Consider the following 18,910-nt stretch of genomic DNA (forward strand, 5'->3'; position numbering starts at 1 on the left):
ACCTGGAATACATTCTTCGCCAGATCGAGCCCGACCGTGATAATCTCCGACATGACCGCTCCCCTTTGTGGATCGTTGCAGACCCACCTTGGCACATCAGATGCCGTCGGGGGGCGGTCACATCATCAGAGCCGCGGCACAGCAGCGATTTCTTCCGCTGCGCCGCCGCCGTCGGCCCGCCTAGTCCGGTGAGGGCACGGGGGAAGGCGTCAGCGGGTGGTCAAGCGCTGGAACTGCGGGCCGGTCAGATAGCCGGTCGCCGACAGGTCGTTGGCGCGCTGCCAGTTGGCAATCGCCCGACGGGTCCCGGGCCCGAAGGTCCCGTCCACGCCGCGGGTGTCGAAGCCTCGCCGGGTCAGCCCGGCCTGCACCGCGCTGCGCTGCGCAACGCTCAACCCCAAGGCACGCTCGCTTTGAGCCGCGCTGCCGCCCCCGTCCGCTTCGGCCGCGGCCGCCGAACCGGCAGAGGGGACATCGCCGGTCGACCGGCCTCGTAGGATCTCGGTCGCCTGGGCACGGGTCAGGGTGCCCGTCTGGGCATAGTTCCGGTCACGCTGCCACAAGGCGATGGCCCGGCGGGTGCCGGGGCCAAAGCTGCCATCGGTACCCCCGGTGGAATACCCAAGGGCGTTCAGGCGCCGCTGCACCTCGACCCGGTCGGCCGCCGACAGCGACACCCCGCCCGAGCCCGCCGGGGTCGTGCCGCCCAGCCGCTCGACCCGGTCGCGGGCATGGCTGGCATAGGCGCCGTTCGGGAATTGGCGAAGATAACTCTGATAGGCGTTCAGCGTGTTGACGCTCTGCGCCTGCGCGAAGGCGGCGCGGTCCTGTTCCTGCTGCAGGTATTGCTTGGCGATGCCGCCGACAATGTTCTTGACCGTGTCGTCCGCATGGGCGGGCACGGCCATCGCCACCATCACCGTGGCGGCCTTGATAAACAAGCTGGGGGTCATGGCAGGATCCTGTCTCGAGCCGACGTTTGTCAGATTTCTGACGGGGCAACGCCCCGGGCGGCGGTTCGGGTTCCGTCTCTGTGCCCAAGTCAGCGCCGATACGGGCGCCGCAACTCTCGGTCGCGGAGCGTGCAGCAGATGCAACCGTTGGCTATCTCGAGCAGCGTTCCTCGGTCCAGCAAGCTTGATGACGCACAAGACCAACGCTCGTAACGCTCTCGTACAGGAGTAACTCCAGACTGAAATCTGTCGGTCGTGTCAAAAAATGGTCGTCCGTGGCACGTCCAAAACCTGCGGGTTCTGACCCAGTCAGAATTCCGGGACAAAACCTTGCCTACTTGGCTCTGTCGGTCATTCCACGCAATTTCCCTTGAGTTGCAGCACACCACGCGGCGTCCTGCGCCGATAGTCGAATGCCAGATCGCCGGAGCGGACCGCGATCATTTCACCCCTGTCGAGGCTCTCATATTGGTGACGCCGCCATCCAAATCCTGCGCGGTGACCTCAACCGGCGGCCCGTCCGACGACAGGCCCAGCCAGCCCGCCTCCGACACCAGCCGCGCGCCCTCGTCGCCGGTAGCGGTTTCGCAAACTCCCTCGCGGCAGACCAGCGCGGCTGGGCAGGACAAAGTGTCCGCTGCCGCCAGCACAGGGAAGGCCAGCAGCAGAGGCAAAAGATAGGCCTTATGCAGGGGCCACGGCCGCCAACCGTGGTTGGTGGCCGGAAGAACCAGCAGAACGACGGTCCCGGCCCTCATCGGCCTCCACCGTTCCAGGATTCAATTCGCAGGGCCTGTCGCGCAGTCTCCCGCATCACGCAGGCCTCGGCCGCGATCAGGCCGCCTTCGCCGTGGGCGTAGTGTCGGGCCTCATAGGCGCAGACAGCGTCCCGGAACACCGGAAAGGCCGCGATCTCAGCTTCCAGCAGAGGCAGGTTCTCGGCGTAGCCGTCACGCACCCAGGCCATTAGCGCGGCCTGAGCGCGGTCAAGACGAACCTGCCACTGGGCGGTCGCTGCCTGGGTGCAGGCGGTCATCGAGCCGATCCGGTCCTCGGCCTTCTCCCACTCGGCGTCCAGGCAGGCGAGATGCGCGACTTGGATGCAGTCCTCGCGCGCGCCATGCGTTTGCGCTGCGGCGAGGCAAGCGGGCAGAAGCTCGTCGTCGAAGGCAAGGGCGAGGACCGGTAGCGGGGCCAGCAGCGCAGGAGCCAGTGACGCCGCGGCCAGCAGCAGGCGCGTCATTCCTCTCTCTCCACCGGAACGTAAGGCTCAAGCGTCAGGGCGGCGTGGGCGGTTTCCCGCATGAGACACTCCTCTCGCGCGACCTCCAGTGTCTCTCCGCCATCGGTGACGGTCAGGGCGTAGGCGCCGCACAAATCTGCCGCCCAGACCTGACGGGCGGCGAGACCATCGGTCAGCATGTCAGGCGACTTATGCTTTTCGCGCAGCCCGGCAAGGCCCAAGTCCTGCCGGGCCTGCCAATCGTCGTGCTCGGCCGCATAGCATCCCGCCATCCGCTGCGCGCTGTCGGTGCGCTCACTGTCGAGACAGACCTGCGCGCCAATCCCGATGCAGCCCGCCCGCGCCGCTTCGCCCTCCATGCGGTAAAGACAGGCAGCGAGGAAGCGCGGGTCGTAATCCGCTTCCTCGGCCAAGGCAGGATCCGCCGCAACGGTGATCAGGGCAATGGTCCAGTGCCACATAGCGGTGTCCCAACGCGTCAGTTCGCTCAACGTCCGCCAAGACTGCCGTGCGCGCAAGCGCGATCTTACGCTCCTCCCACAACAGCTGGGGTCCGGGGTTTTCACCGATACCGACCGCTTGGAAGTTGCCCGTTGAACGCCGACTGGTCATTGCGCTTGAGTAAGGCGAGAGGGATGGATATGTATATACCGTCTGTATATCCATCCGAAAGACCGCCCGATGCAGGTTGCAAAATGGGGAAACTCGCTGGCGGTTCGACTGCCCGCTGGACTGGTCCGTGAAATGGGTCTCAAGGAAGGCGATCGGGTCGAACTGACACCTGCCGAGGGTCATCTAATCGTGCGGCGCCAACCTACGCCGGCCGAGCTCCTGGATGGGTTGCGCCGCTTCCGCGGCAGGCTGCCCGCTGCGGACCGCCTGTGCCGTGACGCGGCGAATGAGCGCTGATTTCCTCGATACAAACGTCATTCTATATCTGCTGGACGATGGCCCCAAGGCAGACCGCGCCGCCTGAGTCGTCGCCAGCGGCGGGATGATCAGTGTGCAGGTGCTGAACGAGACGCTGGCCAACTGCCTCCGCAAGGCGCGCATGAGCTGGCCCGAAGCCGCCGAGTTTCTCGCCGAAGTTCAAGCGGTGTGTCCGGTATGCGATCTGACGGCCGAGGTGCATCGCGTTGGCTTGGCCTTGGGTGCACGTTACGGGTTTTCTGCTTATGATGCGATGATCGTATCGGCCGCACTGGTGAACGGCTGCGACCGGCTGCTGAGCGAGGACATGCAGGACGGCATGCTGGTCGAAGGCAGGCTCCGCATCATCGATCCTTTCCAAGTTTAGGCGCCGGGCCGGCAAGGCTACGGCCGGATCATGCGCACCAAGGCTGCTGGAGCGCCTGATCCGGCGAAAGCCAACGGCCGTTGCAGATAGGCAAAGTAAATTCGCACAAGCCCGCACCGGCCGAACCGACGCTCTGGCCATGGGCCGGGACGGGGGCCTCGCGCGGGCCTGCGCCGCAATATGCAGCCGGCCGGCTTGCGCCGTGGGGTCGCCCCGACGCGCAGCAGTGCGGGTGCAACTGGAAACACCTGCACGCCTGGGGGCGGATCTATGATGCAGGTGGCAGCGGCTGCAAAGACTGCCCTCGAGGGCCGTACCCCCGCACCTATGGTTCCTGCAGGGGACCGGGTTGTCTGGTCGCGCCTCGCAGGTCAAGCGCCCTTTGCGGCTTCTCCATCCAGATCACCCGTCGTCTGCTCATTGCCCAGCAGTTCCTGCCCCGGACGCTTCAATGCGCCGTCGGCATGAAGGTAGTGATAGAGGGTCGAAGGTCTGATCCCGCCCAGTTCCACGCAGATCGAGGGAATCGACCGCTCGCGATCAGCCATCAGGTGCCGGGCATAGCGTAGCTTGTCGGCCGTCATGACCCGCGGCCGGCCACCCTTCCGCCCCCGAGCGCGGGCCGCGGCGAGGCCCTCCCTGACTCTCTGGCGGATCACGTTACGCTCCATTTCGGCAAACGCCGCCTGGATCTGAAGGAACGCACGCCCCTGCGGCGTGGTGGTGTCCATCGGTGAATTGAGCGCCCGAAACCCGATCTGTCGCGCGGCAAGAGTATCGATCAGCTGCACCAGTTCGCTGGCGAGCCGGCCCAGGCGATCGAGATCGAGTACGACGAGAACATCTCCGGCCCGCAGCCAGTCCAGGCAGGCCTTGAGGCTGGGCCGGTCCTTGGCCCCCGTTGCCCCAGATGCACGGTCCTCGAACACCCGCTCGCAGCCTGCGGCAGCGAGCGCATCGAGCTGGCGGTCCATGATCTGACCACCCTCTGATGTCGAGATACGGGCGTAGCTCGAGGGCCCGCGCGCCCGTCGGCCGGACGGATTTGCGACAAACAGGTGTTTGTCGCAGGCTGGTCGTGTGATCTGCACATGTCGTGGCGGGTGTGCTGGCCGGGGTCGAACTTGCGCGGCCGCCTCGTATAGTAGGAGCGCAGGAGCTTGTCCCGTGCCGCGAGATGCGCCCCTGCAGAGCCAGGGCTTCGTTCGGACGAGGGCTGCGAGCCAGGCTGGCGCTGGCGCACTTCCTTAAGGGCTCCGCTCGCCTTTGGCCCTGTTGCGGTTTGCATACGGTCGCTTGGGCGCAGTGCGCTCTGCAGACGGCGTTCAGGTTTCTCGGGCGTGTCCGGGGAACAGGGCGCGACTGCAGACCTCCCGCGCCGCTGCACGGGTGGATCGCGTGCAGCGGCTGAGCTACTGCAAAGCAGCTTCGTGGCGCTTGTCAGTTTACGCCACAAGCGGGGCCGCCGCGCCTAGCGCCTCGGCACTAGCGCTAGGCCCCCGACACCCGAGGCGAAGATCACGGCAAGGCCCAGCAGGGTCAGTGGTTCCGGCCAGTCGCCGAAGACGAAGAACCCGATCACGGTGGCGGCGATCAACTGGAAATAGATGAGGGGCGCCGAGACCGTCGCCGGCGTCGTCCGGTTCACGACCACCAGCAGATAGTTGCCGAAGGCAGAGGCAAGCGAACTGACGATCACAAGCACCCAGACCCGCAGGTCGGTGCTTGCCGGAATGCTGGCAAGGCCCGCAGGCAGCAGCAGCACCGCCCCGATCAGCAGTTGCGAGCCGAGCAGGAAGGGCGGCGGATAGAAGGCGGTCAGCCAGCGCGTCGCGGCAAGATACGAGCCGTAGAGCGTGCCGGCCAGCACCGCGAAGATCATGCCGGTCCCCATCTCGCCGCCGGGCCGGACGACCAGCAGCACGCCGGCAAATCCCAGCGCCAGCATCACCGTGCGCGCCAAGGACACGCGCTCGCCCAGCAGCAGGGCCGACAGCACATAGGCCACGATCGGGCCGATGAAGAAGGCGCCAAAGACATTCGCGATGGGCTCGGTCCGAAGCGCGGTCAGGATCGAGGAGATGGCGCCGACGATCAGGGCCGCCCGCAGGATCAGCCGCCAGTCCAGCAGGCGCCCCAGGCCGGTCGGCCCCAGGCCCAGCACCCAGAACAGCAGCAGGGCCGCCAGCGCGAAGCGCGACCAGGCCACGAACAGCGGCTGCACCCCCGCCCCCGTCAGCAGCTTGCCGGCCGTGTCGCCGCAGACGATCGCCGTGGTGGCAAGGGCGACAAGGCCAAGAACCGTCAGGGGCGCAGGGGTTTGCATCGGCATTTCCTTCAGTCCGCATCGGCGCGCTATCCGGCAGCGCGCAAGGCCGGATCGGAACCCCCCGCATCCGGCTGATGCAAGCCTGCCAAGTCCCGCAGACGCAGGGCGGGGGGCGGCAGGCCCACGGGCAGCGACCTGAGTTTGCAGGCAGGTTCAGAACATTGCCCCGCCAGATACCCGGAAGAAAGGAAATGATGAAGCATGCGCATCGGGACACGGCCATGAAGACGTGACATGCCGGGCCGCGCCCCGCCCGGTCCGCCGGTCCCGCCCGGATGGCAGCGGCGACCGGTATCCGGAGGGACAGCAGGCGTTGATGTAGAGGGGCAGGACAGGCCGGAGCCGCCGACAGGGGGGCAACGGGCCGCGGATGGCCCGCGCCCGGAACCCTGCCCGGTCGCCCCTGCCGCCTTGCCGCAGACCGGGGCAGAGGCAGACCCGGCGGAACAGCCGTTCCGCCAAAGGCATGAGGGCACCGGACCGATCCCGCCGGGACCGGCGGCAGCCCTCAGGAACGGCGCGTGCCGCCGATTCCGGGGTTGAAGCGCGCCAAGGGATCGAGGCCCTCGTAGAAGGCGGCAAGCTGGGGCTTGGCGTGATAAAGATGGCCCACGTTGTGCTCGGCCGGGTATTCGGCACCCTCGGCGTCCAGCATCGCCAGCATGGCCTTCTTGAAGGCAGCGGGATCGGCGCCCTTCTTCAGCACGTAGTCCAGATGGAAGACGTGGCAAAGGAAATGGCCATAGGAAAGGGTCGCCGCCACCTGGTCCGCCCATTCCGGCGGCACCGGCTTGATCCAGTCGCGGTCGTTGCGCCGAAGCGCCACGTCCAGCGCCACCAGGCCCCCGGTGCGTCGCCGGTTCATCGCTTCGTATCGCACGGCCGCGCCCGCCACCGCAAAGCGGTGCAGCAACGCCTTTGACCCTTCGCCGGGCGTGCAGCGGAACCAGCCGTCGGCGCCCACCGTCTCGTTCAGGATGCGCCCGGCGTGATCGACCGGGGCTTCCACCCTGAGGATCAGGTGATGCTCGAAACGGTTGCGGAAGTCGCGCATCCGGCGCGGCAACCGTCCAGGCGCAAGCTGGCCCGCGACCTGAAGGACGCGGTCGCTGAGGTCCGAAGTCAGGGGAATCTTCCGCAGCCGCGCATCCGCCCAAGCCTTCAGCGCGAACATTACGGGCATCCGGGCGGTGCCGAACCATTCGATGAACAGGCGCGTGTCCCGGCCAAAGCGGGCCGCCATGTCCCAGGCCTCGCGATGGATATACTCGCCCACGATCGGCAGCGGGTCGAGTTCGGTGAGAAGGCGACGGCGCAGGGTGGCAAGCGCGGCCGCGTCGTTGGTGCCGACGTAAAGGACCTCGGCCGCGGCGGGGCGCGGGAAGGTGTCCAGCCGCACCGCGAAGACGGCGAGCCGCCCGGCGCAGCCCGAGGCCTCGTGCAGCCGCCCCGGATCGGCGTTGAAGCGGCCGGGCGTTTCTGCATCCACGTCGCGGACGCGTTCCGCATAGCCGTGATCGGACGCCGCGCCGGCTTGGGGGTCCACGTCCCCGGGCCGGATCTCGCCCGCATCCAGGCGGCGCAGGATCGCCTCGGGATCATTGCCGAGCCGCAGCCCGAGGTTGTTGACCAGCCGCAGCGTCCCGTCCGCATCCAGCCGGGCGAACAGCGCCAGTTCCGTGTAGGCCGGGCCCCGCCGCACCAAGGCGCCGCCCGAGTTGTTGCAGACCCCGCCCACGACCGAGGCGCCGATGCAGCTTGATCCGATCACCGAATGGGGATCGCGCCCCAGGGGATCGAGCCTGCGCTCAAGCTCGTAAAGCGTCGCCCCCGCGTGGCAGAGTACCTGCGCGCCGTCGAGGATCGGGTCGATCCGCGACAGCCGCAGGGTGTTCACGATCACCACGGGCCGGTCATAGGTGCCCTTGGGGGTCGAGCCCTCGGTCAGCCCGGTGTTGGCCGCCTGCGCGATCACGATCCGTCCCGCCTTCACGCAAAGCTGCAGCACCTGCCACAGTTCCAGCAGCGAGCCGGGGCGGACGACCGCCTCGGCCTCGCCGCCGCCGGAGCGGTATCCCATGCGGAAGCGCTCGGTGTCCTGCGGCCGGGTCAGGACGTGGCGCGGCCCCACGGTTGCGCGAAGCGCGTCGAGGAAGGCCGGGCCGGATTCGACAGGCGCGGGGTCCGCCTTGAGGTCGGTCGGGGATCGCTGCGTCATGGTCGTGAGCTCCAGTCGGATCGGCGATGACGGGGCAGCCCGGACGCGGGATGGTCCGGGATGCGGATGACGGGCGGGACCGGCCTCAGCCGCCGATCATGAGGATATGCAGGAATCCGGGGCCGTGCGCGCCCCGGACATAGCTGCCCTCGATGTCGGTGGTGCCGCTGGGGCCGGTGATGAGGATGGCGTTGCGGGGCTGGGGCTGTCCCGCCATGCGCGCCGCATAGTCTTCGAGATGCGGTAGCAGGCTGCGTTCCTCGAGCACGACGATGTGGTGCAGCGGCAGGAAGGACAGCAGGATCGGCGCATCCGCCCCGGAGTGGATGACCAGCGACCCGGTCTCGGCGATGCCCCAGAGGGCAAGCCCCAGGGCGGCCGCCTGGTCAGGCGCGACGGTGTCATGGGTGTCTATGTCCGTCCAGTCCAGAGCGGCAAGCGCCGGGGCCGGCTGCAGCGCCAGCGCCGGGGGCAGGCCATGTGTGTCCAGATAGCGTTTGACAGCCAAGGGGATCGCCGCCCTGTCGGGCAGATGGTCGAAACTCGTCCCGAGGGCCGAGGCTTTCCGCACAAACTCCGCCGCCAGCACCTCTTCGACAGGCCGGGGGCGGACGCTTTCGGGCGCATCGAGCAGGGCGGCGGCCTCGGCGGCGATGGCCTCGGCGGGCGGAAGGGGCGCCGGGCGGGCGGCGCGGATGGCGGCAAGGATGCGGTCGCGCGCGCTCATTTCCGCGTCTCCCGCCCCGTCTGCCCGGCCCGCCCGGCCTGTCCGGCGCGATACTGTTCCATGAAGGTCCGCCCCGACGGGCGCGGCATGTCGCGGTAGGCGGTCCAGCCGCCGGCCAGCGGCAGGCTGCCGATCCAGCCGCGCCGCCCGAACAGCCGCAGCGCCCGCACGCCGATGCGGCTGCCCAGGAGGTAAAGCCACGGCCGCCGCGCCGCCATGGCCCAGAGGCCAAGGGCCGCGCGGACGGACCGGGGCTCCAGCCGCTCGCGCCAACTGCGCGTGCGCCAGGCCCGCAGCAGCGTGGGCAGGGGGATCTCGACCGGGCAGACCTCGGCGCAGCGGCCGTTCATGGTGCAGGCATGGGGCAGGTCACGGGATTGCGCGAGCCCGTCCAGAACCGGCGTCAGCACCGCGCCCATGGGACCGGGATAGGTCCCGCCATAGGCGTGCCCGCCGATCTGGCGATAGACCACGCAATGGTTCATGCAGGCCCCGCAGCGGATGCAGCGCAGCATGGGGCGGAACTCGTCGGCCAGCATCCGCGTGCGGCCGTTGTCCACCAGGACGATGTGCATCTCCTCGGGGCCGTCGGCGTCGCCGGGGCGTTTCGGGCCGCAGTGGAAGGTGGTGTACTGCGTCATCTCGCCACCCGTGGCCGACCGCACCAGCAGCCGCAGCAGCGCGAAGGCGTGGGCGGTGGATGGCACCAGCTTCTCGATCCCCGCCGTCACGATGTGGATGCGGGGCGGCGTGGTGGTCAGCTCGGCGTTGCCCTCGTTGGTGACGGTGCAGGTGGCGCCGGTGTCGGCGACCAGGAAGTTCGCCCCCGAGATGCCCACGTCCGCGCCCAGGAACTTGGCCCGCAGCTCGCGCCGGGCGCTTTGCACCATGGTTGCCGGATCATCGGCGGCCGGCGGCGGATGATGGGCTTCCTTGAACAGGATGGCCACCTGCTCGCGGGTGCGGTGCATGGCGGGCCAGACGATATGCGACGGCCGTTCGCCCGCAAGCTGGATGATGTGCTCGGCCAGGTCCGTCTCGACCCGCTCGATCCCGGCGTCGGCCAGCGCATGCGGCAGGCCGATCTCTTCGCCCAGCATGGATTTCGCGCGGGTGACAAGCTTCGCGTCGGCCTCAAGGCAGATGCGGGTGATGATGGCCCGGGCCTCGGCGTCATCACTGGCCCAGTGGACGGTCGCGCCCGCGGCGGTGGCGTTCCGTTCGAACATCTCGAGATAGTGGTCGAGATGGGCGATGACATGGTCCTTGATGGCGCGGCCCCGTGCGCGGGCGGCCTGAAACTCGGGGAAGGCGGCGATCGCGACGGCGCGCTTGCGCTCGGCGTTGCCGGTGGTCCGGTCGATGGCGATCTTCAGGACCGCGTTCTTCAGGGCGGCGTCGGCGCGTTCCTTGAAGCCTTGCTGCGGGGCGTTCATGCTCAGCCCTCCTCGCCGATGGCGGGGCCGCCCGCGCGGCCCGCGACAACCTCGATGGTGTGGAAGCAGCGGGTCTTCGCACCCCGCCGGTGCAGCTTGCCCGCCATGTTCATCAGGCAGCCGAGGTCGCCCGACAGCAGCAGGTCGGCCCCGGTGCGCTCGACCGCCTCGGCCTTTTCGGTGACGATGGCGTTCGAGATGGAGGAATATTTCACGCAAAAGGTGCCGCCGAAGCCGCAGCAGACGTCGTTGCCCTCAAGCCCCCGCATCTCGAGCCCCTCGACCGAGGCGAGAAGCGCGCGCGGCTGCGCGGCGATGCCGAGTTCCCGCAGGCCCGCGCAACTGTCGTGATAGGTGGCCGTCGCGTCAAGTCGGCGGCCTCGGGGGCGGTAGCCCATGACATCGACCAGGAAGCTGGTGATCTCGTGGGTCCGGGCGGCAAAGTCGCGGGCGCGGGCGGCCCATTCCGGGTCGCCCGCCAGCAGTTCGGGATAGGCGTGCACCATCGTCCCGGCGCAGGACCCCGAGGGCAGCACGACATAGTCGTGGCCCTCGAAGGCGGCGATGGTCCGGCGCGCAAGGTCCGCCGCGTCCTTGTCATCGCCGCTGTTCAACGCCGGCTGGCCGCAGCAGGTCTGGGCCTGCGGCACCTCGACCCGGCAGCCCGCTTCCTCCAGCAGCTGGATGGCCGCAAAGCCGATCCCGGGCCGGATGGCATCGACAAGGCAGGTGACGAACAGGCCGACGCGGGGATTGGGCTTTGCGGACATTTTACCTACCTCAGCTTCGGACGGCGACGGGGTTGGACGCGCGCCCCCGGTTCCGCGACATGAACAGCAGCACGGCCGCCGCCCAGACCGCCGCCGCGATCCACCACATGTTGAATCCCCCGGCCAGCAGCGCAAGCCCGATGAACCCGCCCTGGACGATGTAGTAGGTCATCGGGATCAGGGTCATGCGGATGATCTCGCCCTCGCGGTTGACGAGACCCACCGTGGCCGAGGCGGCGACCACGTTGTGCACGCAGATCATGTTGCCCGCGGCCCCCCCGATGGCCTGCAGCGCCACCACGGTGCCCGCGCCCGCCGCGCCCAGGCCGATCTGCTCGGCGGTCGAGAACTGGAACAGCGAGAACATCATGTTGCTGATCGTGTTCGACCCGGCGACAAAGGCGCCCATCGCCCCGATCAGCGGCGCGAACATGGGCCATGCCTGACCCACCGCCGCCGACACGCCCTCGGCCAGGACGATCGGCATGCTGGGCAGGCTGTCCGAGGCCGAGTTGATGAACACCTGCACCATCGGCACCGCCAGCAGCAGCGCGGGCGCGGCGGCGATCATGGTCGAACCCGAGGACCGCAGCGCCCGGCCATAGTCCCGCCCGCTCATCCCGTGCAGGAAGAAGGCGAAAATCGACGCAAGGATCAGCACCGTGCCGGGCAGATACAGAACCTGCACCCGCGCGTTGATGCCCGAGGCGAACAGGTTGTCCAGCGCCACCGTCACTTCGGGCGAAGTGAGCCATGCCTTGACCGGTCCGACCGCGCGGGTCAGCACCAAGAGCACCACGACCAGCAGATAGGGCGCCCATGCCTTCAGCAGCGGCATCACCGGACGGCTGGCGTGGTGATCCTCAAGGTCGTCCAGCTTGCCGACCCAGGCGTCGTCCCATTGGGTGCGGGGCGGGAAGTCGAAGACCTCCTTCGGCATCAGGAAGCCCGCCCGCGCCGCCGGAACGACGATCAGCAGGCCGATGATGCCGCCCAGAAGCGACGGGAACTCCGGCCCCAGGATGTTGGCGATGATCCAGTAGGGGACGGTGAAGGCGAGGCCCGCGAACAGCGCGAATTTCCAGATGCGGAATCCTTCGATGAACGAGCGGTTGGATCCGAAGAAGCGCGTCAGCATCCCGACCAGCATCAGCGGGATCAGGAAGCCCACGAGGCTGTGGATGGTGGCGACCTTGACGGCGATCTCCAGCAGATAGTCGCTGTAGGCCATCGGCGCGATGGTCGACTCGACGATCTCCTGGCCGCCGAGGCCGGTGTTGACGCCGACGAGGATCGGCGTGCCGACCGCGCCGAAGGACACCGGCGTGCTTTGAATGATCAGCGTCACGAGAACCGCGGCCATGGCGGGAAAGCCGATGGCGACCAGCAGCGGGGCGGCGATGGCCGCGGGGGTGCCGAAACCCGACGCGCCCTCGATCAGCGATCCGAACAGCCAGGCGATGATGATGGCCTGCACGCGCCGGTCGGGAGAGATGCTGGTGAAGCCGTTGCGGATGGACCGGATGCCGCCGCTTTCCTCAAGCGTGAACAGCAGCAGGATCGCGCCGAAGATGATGTAAAGCAGGCTGATCGCGGTAATGGCCCCGTTGGCGGTGGCCCCCAGAACCTTGTTCAGGTCGGTGCCCCAAACCAGAAGGGCCGTTGCCGCCGTAACCAGGTAGGCCACGAACATCGAAAGCTTGGCCGAGCGTTCCAGCACCACCAGCAACAGGAACACTGTCGCGATCGGCAGCAGGGCCAGGATGAATATCATGAAACCAGTCATCTTTCCTCCTCGGATCACGGGGACAGCCCCGCCGTCTTGTTGCTCCAGTGGTCCCCGGCGCAACCTCCCCGTGCCGGGCTTTCAGAAAACCGGGATACGGGCGCGCCCGGCTCAGTGCCGCTTCTTCGGCGGGATCAGGTCGGTGATCGTGCCCTCGAACATCTCGGCGGCGAAGTTGACCGTCTCGCTCAGCGTCGGGTGGGGGTGGATGGTATGGCCCAGGTCCACCGCGTCGGCGCCCATCTCGATCGCCAGCGCCACCTCGGCGATCAGGTCGCCCGCGTTTGGCCCGACGATGCACGCGCCGATCACCCGATCGTCGGCCTCGTCGAAGATGACCTTGGTGATGCCTTCCGACCGGCCCAAGGACAGCGACCGCCCCGAGGCCGCCCAGGGGAACACCCCCTTGCCGATCTTGCGGCCCTCGGCCTTGGCCTGCGCCTCGGTCACGCCGACCCAGGCGACCTCGGGGTCGGTGTAGGCGACCGAGGGGATCACGCGGGCGTCGAAATGGCGGTTTTGCCCCGCCGCGACCTCGGCCGCGACCTTGCCCTCGTGCACCGCCTTGTGCGCCAGCATCGGCTGACCCACGACGTCGCCGATGGCGAATATGTGGGGGACGTTGGTGCGCTGCTGGCTGTCCACGGCGATGAAGCCGCGCTCATCGACCGCAACGCCCGCCGCCTCGGCCCCGATCAGCTTGCCGTTAGGGCGACGCCCGACCGCGACCAGAAGGCGGTCGAACGTGTCGGTCGTGGTCGCGCCCTTCTCGTCCTCGAAGGTGACGGTCAGGCCATCGTCGCCCGCCTTCACGTCCGTGACCCTGGTCTTCAGCAGGATCTTTTCATACCGTCCCTCGATGCGTTTGTGCAGGGGTTTGACGATGTCCTTGTCGGCGCCGGGGATGATCTGGTCCATCAGCTCGACCACCGTGATGCGGGTGCCGAGCGCGTCATAGACGCAGGCCATCTCCAACCCGATGATGCCGCCGCCCAGCACCAGCATCCGTTCGGGGATGCCGTCCAGTTCCAGCGCCCCGGTGGAATCAATCACGCGGGGGTCGTCATGCGGGATGAAGGGCAGCGTCACGGGTTCCGACCCGGCGGCGATGATGCACTGGTCGAAGCTGACCGATGTTTTCGCCCCGTCCCGTTCGACCTCGATCATGTTCGGGCCGGTGAAGCGGCCGGTGCCCGTCACCACCTGCACCTTGCGGCCCTTGGCCAACCCGGACAGGCCGCCGGTCAGTTGCTTGACAACCGAGTCCTTCCAGCCGCGCAGCTTGTCGAGGTCCACCACGGGCGTGTCGAAGGCGATGCCGTGGCCGGCCATCTCTTCGGCCTCGGTGATGACCTTGGCGGCGTGCAGCAGCGCCTTAGAGGGAATGCAGCCGACGTTGAGGCAGACGCCACCGAGGCTTGGATTCCTTTCGATCAGAACGACCTTCTTGCCGAGGTCGGCGGCCCGGAAGGCGGCGGTATAGCCGCCGGGGCCGGAGCCGAGGACCACGACCTCGGCATGGACGTCGCCGCGCGCGGAGGCGGGGACTGCCGCCGGGGCGGGCTGCGGCGCGGCCGGGGCGTCAGTCGGACCGTCGCGCCCGCCATAGCCGCTGTCCCTGTTGCGCGGCTCCACCTCGCCCGTGCCCGCGCCCTTATCTGCGCCTGCGCCTGCGGCCTCCAGCGTCAGGATCAGCGATCCCTCCGACACCTTGTCGCCTTCCTTGACGGCGATGGCCGTGACCCGCCCCGCGGCGGGCGACGGCACCTCCATCGTCGCCTTGTCGGACTCAAGCTCGATCAGCGGTTGTTCCTCGGCCACCTCATCGCCCACGGCCACGAGGATGCTGATGACCGGCACGTCCTTGAAATCGCCAATATCGGGAACCTTGACTTCCATGACGTCGCCCTCCCTTACAGCATGATCCGGCGCACATCGCCGAGCAGGTGCCGCAGCGTCGCGGCAAAGCGGGCGGCCAGCGCCCCGTCCACCGCGCGATGGTCGTAGCTCAGCGACATCGGCAGCATGTTGCGCGCCACGAACTGCTCGCCATCCCAGACGGGGGCCATCCGCGACCGGGTTAGGCCCAGGATCGCGACCTCGGGCGCGTTGACGATCGGCGTGAAGGACGTGCCGCCGATGCCGCCCAGGGACGAGATGGTAAAGGTCGCGCCCTGCATGTCCTGCGACTTCAGCTCGCCCGCGCGGGCCTTGGCGCTCAGCTCTCCCAGTTCCCTGGAGATCTCGATGATCCCCTTACGGTCGGCGTCCTTGATGACCGGCACGACCAGGCCGTTTGGCGTGTCGGCGGCAAAGCCGATGCTGTAGTAGGACTTGCGGATCAGTTTGTCGCCGTCGGGATGGATCGACGAGTTGAACTCCCAGTGTTTCCGCAGGGCCGAGACGCTGGCCTTGATGACGAAGGACAAAAGCGTGACGCGGTATCCGTCCTTCTTCGCCTCGTCGTCCAGCTCCTTGCGGTAGCGGTCGATCTCGGTGATGTCGGCTTCCTCGTTGTGGGTGACGTGGGGGACGTTCAGCCAGGACCGGTGCAGCGCGGGGCCGGACAGCTTCTTGATGCGCGGCATCTCGACGTCCTCGACGGGGCCGAACTTCGAGAAGTCCACCACCGGGATCGGCGGGATGCCCATGCCGCCCTGCGTGGGGGCCGCCGCCACGGGGGCGGCGCTGGCCTTCAGCGCGGCGGCCACGTCCTCGCGCAGGATGCGGCCCTTGCGGCCGCTGCCGTTGATCCTGCCGAGGTCGACCCCCAACTGGCGGGCGAAGGCGCGCACCGAGGGCGAGGCATGGGCCTTGCCGAAACCGCTGTCGGTGATGGCGCCCCCCGCCGGGTCTGCCGCGACCGGGGCCGCGGCAGACCCCGCCGCCGGGGCGGGCCGGTCCGGGATGTTCTGCTTGGGCGCGTCCTGCGCCGGGGCGTCAGCGGCCGTCACTCCTTCGGCCTCGACGGTCAGGATCAGCGCGCCTTCGGACACCCTGTCGCCCACGTTGACCGAAATCGCGGCGATCCGGCCTGCGACGGGGCTTGGCACCTCCATCGTCGCCTTGTCGGATTCGAGCTCGACCAGCGGGTCCTCGACGGCGATGCTGTCGCCGACATTCACGAGGATGCTGATGATCGGGACATCCTTGAAGTCGCCGATGTCGGGAACGTTCACTTCGATTGCCATGTGGTTCCTCCTCGTTCCCGATCAGACCAGCCGGGGGTTGGGCTTGTCGCCGTCGATGTCGTATCTGCTCAGTGCGTCCCGCAGCGTGGCCTCGTCGATCGCGCCCTCGCGGAACAGATCGACCATCGCCGCCGCCGCGATGTGGTTGGCGTCCACCTCGAAGAAGCGGCGCAGGTTCACGCGGCTGTCCGAGCGGCCGAAGCCGTCCGTCCCCAGCACCGTGTAGCGGCCCGGCACGAAGGCGCGGATCTGTTCGGCATAGTTCTTCATGTAGTCGGTGGCGGCGATGAATGGGCCCTTCGCCCCTGACAGCGCCTGCGTGACATAGGGCACGCGCGGCGCCTCAAGCGGGTTGAGCCGGTTCCAACGCGCCGCGTCCTGGCCGTCGCGGGCCAGTTCGTTGAAGCTGGTGGCCGACCAGATGTCGGCAGTGACGCCGAAATCGGCTTCCAGCATGTCGGCGGCCTTGATCGCCTGCACCAGGATGGTGCCCGAGCCTATCAGGTTCACGTGCCGCTCTGCCGGCTGGGCGGCCTCGCGGAAGCGGTAGAGGCCGCGGATGATGCCGTCCTCGACGCCGTCGGGCATGTCGGGGTGGCTGTAGTTCTCGTTCATCAGGGTCAGGTAGAAATACACATCCTCCTGATCCTGGAACATCCGCGTGAGCCCGTGATGGACGATGACCGCCACCTCGTGCTGGAAGGTCGGGTCGTAGGTGATGCAGTTGGGGATGGTGCCGGCGAGGATGTGGCTGTGGCCGTCCTCGTGCTGCAGCCCCTCGCCGTTCAGGGTCGTGCGGCCCGCCGTGCCCCCCAGCATGAAGCCGCGGGCGCGGCTGTCGCCGGCGGCCCAGGCAAGATCGCCCACCCGCTGGAAGCCGAACATCGAATAGTAGATGAAGAAGGGAATCATCGGCACGCCGTGGTTGGAATAGGACGTCGCCGCCGCGATCCAGTCGGCCATGGCGCCGGCCTCGTTGATGCCTTCCTGCAGCACCTGTCCGTCCACCGACTCCCGGTAATAGGACATCTGCTCGCGATCCTCGGGCGTGTAGAGCTGCCCTTCGGGGTTGTAGATCCCGATCGAGCGGAACAGCCCCTCCATCCCGAAGGTGCGGCTTTCGTCCGGGACGATCGGCACGACATGCTTGCCCAGGTTCTTGTCGCGGATCAGCGTGGTCAGTATCCGCACGAACGCCATGGTGGTCGAGATCTCGCGCTCGCCTGTGCCGGTCAGCTGCGCCTGGAACGCCTCCAACGGGGGAATCTCGAGCTTCGGCGCCTGCGAGCTGCGCTTGGGGAAGTCCCCGCCAAGGGCCTTGCGGCGGTCGGCCAGATAGGCCTGCTGCGCGGTGTTCAGCGCGACGAACGGCGCCTTGGGCAGATCCTCGTCCGAGACCGGGATCCTGAAGCGGTCGCGGAAGGCGCGCAACTGCTCCTCGGCCATCTTCTTCTGCTGGTGGGTGATGTTCTGGCCCTCGCCGGCCGAACCCATGCCATAGCCCTTGATGGTCTTGATCAGCAGACAGGTCGGCTGGTTTTTCGTCTCGATGGCCTTGCGGAAGGCGGTGTAGACCTTTTCGGGGTCGTGGCCGCCGCGGCTCAGCGCCCATATCTGGTCGTCGGTCCAGTCCTCGACCAGCGCCGCGGTTTCGGGATACTTGCCGAAGAAATGCTTGCGGATGTAGGCGCCGTCCTTCGACTTGAAGGTCTGGTAGTCGCCATCCACGGTCTCGTCCATCAGTTGCCGCAGACGGCCGGTGGTGTCCCTCTCCAGCAGCTGGTCCCAGCCCTTGCCCCAGAGCAGCTTGATGACGTTCCAGCCGGCGCCCCGGAAATCGCCCTCCAGCTCCTGCACGATCTTGCCATTGCCGCGGACCGGCCCGTCCAGCCGCTGCAGGTTGCAGTTGATGACGAAGATCAGGTTGTCCAGCTTCTCGCGCGAGGCCAGATCGATGGCGCCGCGGCTTTCGGGCTCGTCCATCTCGCCGTCGCCGAGAAAGCACCAGACCTTGCGGTCGGCCATGTCGATCAGGCCCCGGTTGTGCATGTATTTCATGAACCGCGCCTGGTAGATCGCCATCAGCGGCCCGAGGCCCATCGAGACGGTCGGGAACTGCCAGTAGTCCGGCATCAGCCAGGGATGCGGATAGGACGAAAGCCCGCCCCCGCCCACCTCGGAGCGGAAGTTCAGCAACTGCTCCTCGGTGATCCGGCCTTCCATGAAGGACCGCGCGTAGATGCCGGGGATCACATGGCCCTGGAAGAACACCAGGTCGCCCCCGTGAATCTCTGACTGCGCGCGCCAGAAGTGGTTGAGGCCCACGTCATACATCACCGCCGACGAGGCGTAGGAGGCGATGTGCCCGCCGTATTCGCTGGATTCCTTGTTGCGTCGCACGACGGTCGCCATGGCGTTCCAGCGGTTGATGGTACGGATGCGCCATTCCATCTCCAGATCGCCGGGAAACTCGTGCTGGTCGTCCACGGGGATCGTGTTCTGATAGGGCGTCGTAGCCGAGAAGGGCAGGTTGGCGCCGGCCGCGCGGGCCTGCTGCACCGCCTTGTCCAGCAGGAAATGCGCGCGGTTCGCGCCGTCGCGCTCGATCACGTCGGCGATCGCGTCCTGCCATTCCTGCGATTCGATGGGGTCGATGTCAGAAGCCTGATCTTTCATCATGTTTCCCTTGGCTGAAGCACTATCGGAGGTATGCGAAGGTTGGCGTAGGCGGGGACAAGGCGCGCCTTGCAGCGCGCGCAGCGGCGGCCGATCCCTGAAGGGCGCCCTGAGATGTCAGAGCAGCCACGGCGATGACGGTTCCGGCCATTCTGCGCCGTCCTTTCACCCAGACATGGCTTCAGCCTGCGCAGAACTTTTCCGCGCACACAACGATTTCCTGATGGTCCGACCTGTTGATATGCGCCTCGCCCGCCTGGGAAACGCGGAAGCGGCGACCGGAT

General features: G+C 67.7%; 15 protein-coding genes and 1 pseudogene. 2 read left to right on the forward strand and 14 right to left on the reverse strand.

The window, feature by feature from the left end; translation table 11 throughout:
* Positions 1 to 209 precede the first annotated feature (209 nt).
* The 4 genes from IC63_RS07610 to IC63_RS07625 form a co-directional block, all read right to left on the reverse strand.
* Positions 210 to 953 (reverse strand): peptidoglycan-binding domain-containing protein, encoded by a 744-nt coding sequence (locus IC63_RS07610; RefSeq protein WP_036718679.1) that lies wholly within the window; start codon positions 951 to 953, stop codon positions 210 to 212.
* Positions 954 to 1,393: 440 nt separating this feature from the next.
* Entirely contained in the window at positions 1,394 to 1,711 is a 318-nt protein-coding gene (locus IC63_RS07615) for a hypothetical protein (protein ID WP_036718682.1), read from the reverse strand.
* Positions 1,708 to 2,196, reverse strand: coding sequence for a lysozyme inhibitor LprI family protein (locus IC63_RS07620; protein WP_036718684.1), 489 nt, complete (start codon positions 2,194 to 2,196; stop codon positions 1,708 to 1,710). Before IC63_RS07620 ends, IC63_RS07615 begins: the two co-directional genes overlap by 4 nt.
* Positions 2,193 to 2,657, reverse strand: coding sequence for a hypothetical protein (locus IC63_RS07625; protein WP_156965408.1), 465 nt, complete (start codon positions 2,655 to 2,657; stop codon positions 2,193 to 2,195). Before IC63_RS07625 ends, IC63_RS07620 begins: the two co-directional genes overlap by 4 nt.
* 220 nt (positions 2,658 to 2,877) lie before the next feature.
* Here IC63_RS07625 and IC63_RS17410 point away from each other — a divergent pair, with 220 nt between their 5' ends.
* Complete coding sequence (locus IC63_RS17410) at positions 2,878 to 3,105, forward strand: AbrB/MazE/SpoVT family DNA-binding domain-containing protein (RefSeq protein ID WP_074827059.1); 228 nt, start codon at positions 2,878 to 2,880, stop codon at positions 3,103 to 3,105.
* A pseudogene (locus IC63_RS07630) lies at positions 3,095 to 3,493 on the forward strand (PIN domain-containing protein). Before IC63_RS17410 ends, IC63_RS07630 begins: the two are co-directional and overlap by 11 nt.
* Positions 3,494 to 3,864: 371 nt before the next feature.
* Here IC63_RS07630 and IC63_RS07635 read toward each other — a convergent pair.
* The 10 genes from IC63_RS07635 to aceE all read right to left on the reverse strand — a co-directional run bounded on the left by IC63_RS07635 (position 3,865) and on the right by aceE (position 18,626).
* Positions 3,865 to 4,584: a recombinase family protein gene (locus IC63_RS07635; protein WP_456299424.1), complete on the reverse strand. Its 720-nt coding sequence runs from the start codon at positions 4,582 to 4,584 to the stop codon at positions 3,865 to 3,867.
* Between the two features lie 380 nt (positions 4,585 to 4,964).
* Positions 4,965 to 5,819: a DMT family transporter gene (locus IC63_RS07640; protein WP_036718753.1), complete on the reverse strand. Its 855-nt coding sequence runs from the start codon at positions 5,817 to 5,819 to the stop codon at positions 4,965 to 4,967.
* 511 nt (positions 5,820 to 6,330) lie between these two features.
* Entirely contained in the window at positions 6,331 to 8,040 is a 1,710-nt protein-coding gene (dld, locus tag IC63_RS07645) for a D-lactate dehydrogenase (protein WP_052041972.1), read from the reverse strand.
* Between the two features lie 85 nt (positions 8,041 to 8,125).
* Positions 8,126 to 8,767, reverse strand: coding sequence for a LutC/YkgG family protein (locus IC63_RS07650; RefSeq protein WP_036718690.1), 642 nt, complete (start codon positions 8,765 to 8,767; stop codon positions 8,126 to 8,128).
* A complete protein-coding gene (locus IC63_RS07655) occupies positions 8,764 to 10,203 on the reverse strand; it encodes a lactate utilization protein B (protein WP_036718693.1) in 1,440 nt (479 codons plus the stop codon). Before IC63_RS07655 ends, IC63_RS07650 begins: the two co-directional genes overlap by 4 nt.
* Before the next feature lie 2 nt (positions 10,204 to 10,205).
* On the reverse strand, positions 10,206 to 10,973 hold the full coding sequence (locus IC63_RS07660; protein ID WP_036718695.1) for a (Fe-S)-binding protein: 768 nt from the start codon (positions 10,971 to 10,973) through the stop codon (positions 10,206 to 10,208).
* A gap of 10 nt (positions 10,974 to 10,983) precedes the next feature.
* Positions 10,984 to 12,747: an L-lactate permease gene (locus IC63_RS07665; protein WP_232222544.1), complete on the reverse strand. Its 1,764-nt coding sequence runs from the start codon at positions 12,745 to 12,747 to the stop codon at positions 10,984 to 10,986.
* 123 nt (positions 12,748 to 12,870) lie between these two features.
* Complete coding sequence (gene lpdA, locus IC63_RS07670; RefSeq protein ID WP_036718701.1) at positions 12,871 to 14,658, reverse strand: dihydrolipoyl dehydrogenase; 1,788 nt, start codon at positions 14,656 to 14,658, stop codon at positions 12,871 to 12,873.
* 14 nt (positions 14,659 to 14,672) lie between these two features.
* Positions 14,673 to 15,950 carry a dihydrolipoyllysine-residue acetyltransferase gene (gene aceF / locus IC63_RS07675; protein ID WP_036718703.1) on the reverse strand — a complete coding sequence of 426 codons (1,278 nt, stop codon included), beginning with the start codon at positions 15,948 to 15,950 and terminating at the stop codon, positions 14,673 to 14,675.
* Between the two features lie 21 nt (positions 15,951 to 15,971).
* Positions 15,972 to 18,626, reverse strand: a complete 2,655-nt coding sequence (gene aceE / locus IC63_RS07680) for a pyruvate dehydrogenase (acetyl-transferring), homodimeric type (protein WP_036718757.1) — start codon at positions 18,624 to 18,626, stop codon at positions 15,972 to 15,974.
* Positions 18,627 to 18,910 lie beyond the last annotated feature (284 nt).

It is taken from the genome of Paracoccus sphaerophysae (assembly GCF_000763805.1).
Taxonomy (GTDB): domain Bacteria; phylum Pseudomonadota; class Alphaproteobacteria; order Rhodobacterales; family Rhodobacteraceae; genus Paracoccus; species Paracoccus sphaerophysae.

What these genes read in the sequence shown, in the direction of transcription:
- IC63_RS07610 (WP_036718679.1), bottom strand. Translation starts at nt 953, where the DNA reads ATGACCCCCAGCTTGTTTATCAAGGCCGCCACGGTGATGGTGGCGATG.
- IC63_RS07615 (WP_036718682.1), bottom strand. Translation starts at nt 1,711, where the DNA reads ATGAGGGCCGGGACCGTCGTTCTGCTGGTTCTTCCGGCCACCAACCAC.
- IC63_RS07620 (WP_036718684.1), bottom strand. Translation starts at nt 2,196, where the DNA reads ATGACGCGCCTGCTGCTGGCCGCGGCGTCACTGGCTCCTGCGCTGCTG.
- IC63_RS07625 (WP_156965408.1), bottom strand. Translation starts at nt 2,657, where the DNA reads ATGTGGCACTGGACCATTGCCCTGATCACCGTTGCGGCGGATCCTGCC.
- IC63_RS17410 (WP_074827059.1), top strand. Translation starts at nt 2,878, where the DNA reads ATGCAGGTTGCAAAATGGGGAAACTCGCTGGCGGTTCGACTGCCCGCT.
- IC63_RS07640 (WP_036718753.1), bottom strand. Translation starts at nt 5,819, where the DNA reads ATGCAAACCCCTGCGCCCCTGACGGTTCTTGGCCTTGTCGCCCTTGCC.
- dld (WP_052041972.1), bottom strand. Translation starts at nt 8,040, where the DNA reads ATGACGCAGCGATCCCCGACCGACCTCAAGGCGGACCCCGCGCCTGTC.
- IC63_RS07650 (WP_036718690.1), bottom strand. Translation starts at nt 8,767, where the DNA reads ATGAGCGCGCGCGACCGCATCCTTGCCGCCATCCGCGCCGCCCGCCCG.
- IC63_RS07655 (WP_036718693.1), bottom strand. Translation starts at nt 10,203, where the DNA reads ATGAACGCCCCGCAGCAAGGCTTCAAGGAACGCGCCGACGCCGCCCTG.
- IC63_RS07660 (WP_036718695.1), bottom strand. Translation starts at nt 10,973, where the DNA reads ATGTCCGCAAAGCCCAATCCCCGCGTCGGCCTGTTCGTCACCTGCCTT.
- IC63_RS07665 (WP_232222544.1), bottom strand. Translation starts at nt 12,747, where the DNA reads ATGATATTCATCCTGGCCCTGCTGCCGATCGCGACAGTGTTCCTGTTG.
- lpdA (WP_036718701.1), bottom strand. Translation starts at nt 14,658, where the DNA reads ATGGAAGTCAAGGTTCCCGATATTGGCGATTTCAAGGACGTGCCGGTC.
- aceF (WP_036718703.1), bottom strand. Translation starts at nt 15,950, where the DNA reads ATGGCAATCGAAGTGAACGTTCCCGACATCGGCGACTTCAAGGATGTC.
- aceE (WP_036718757.1), bottom strand. Translation starts at nt 18,626, where the DNA reads ATGAAAGATCAGGCTTCTGACATCGACCCCATCGAATCGCAGGAATGG.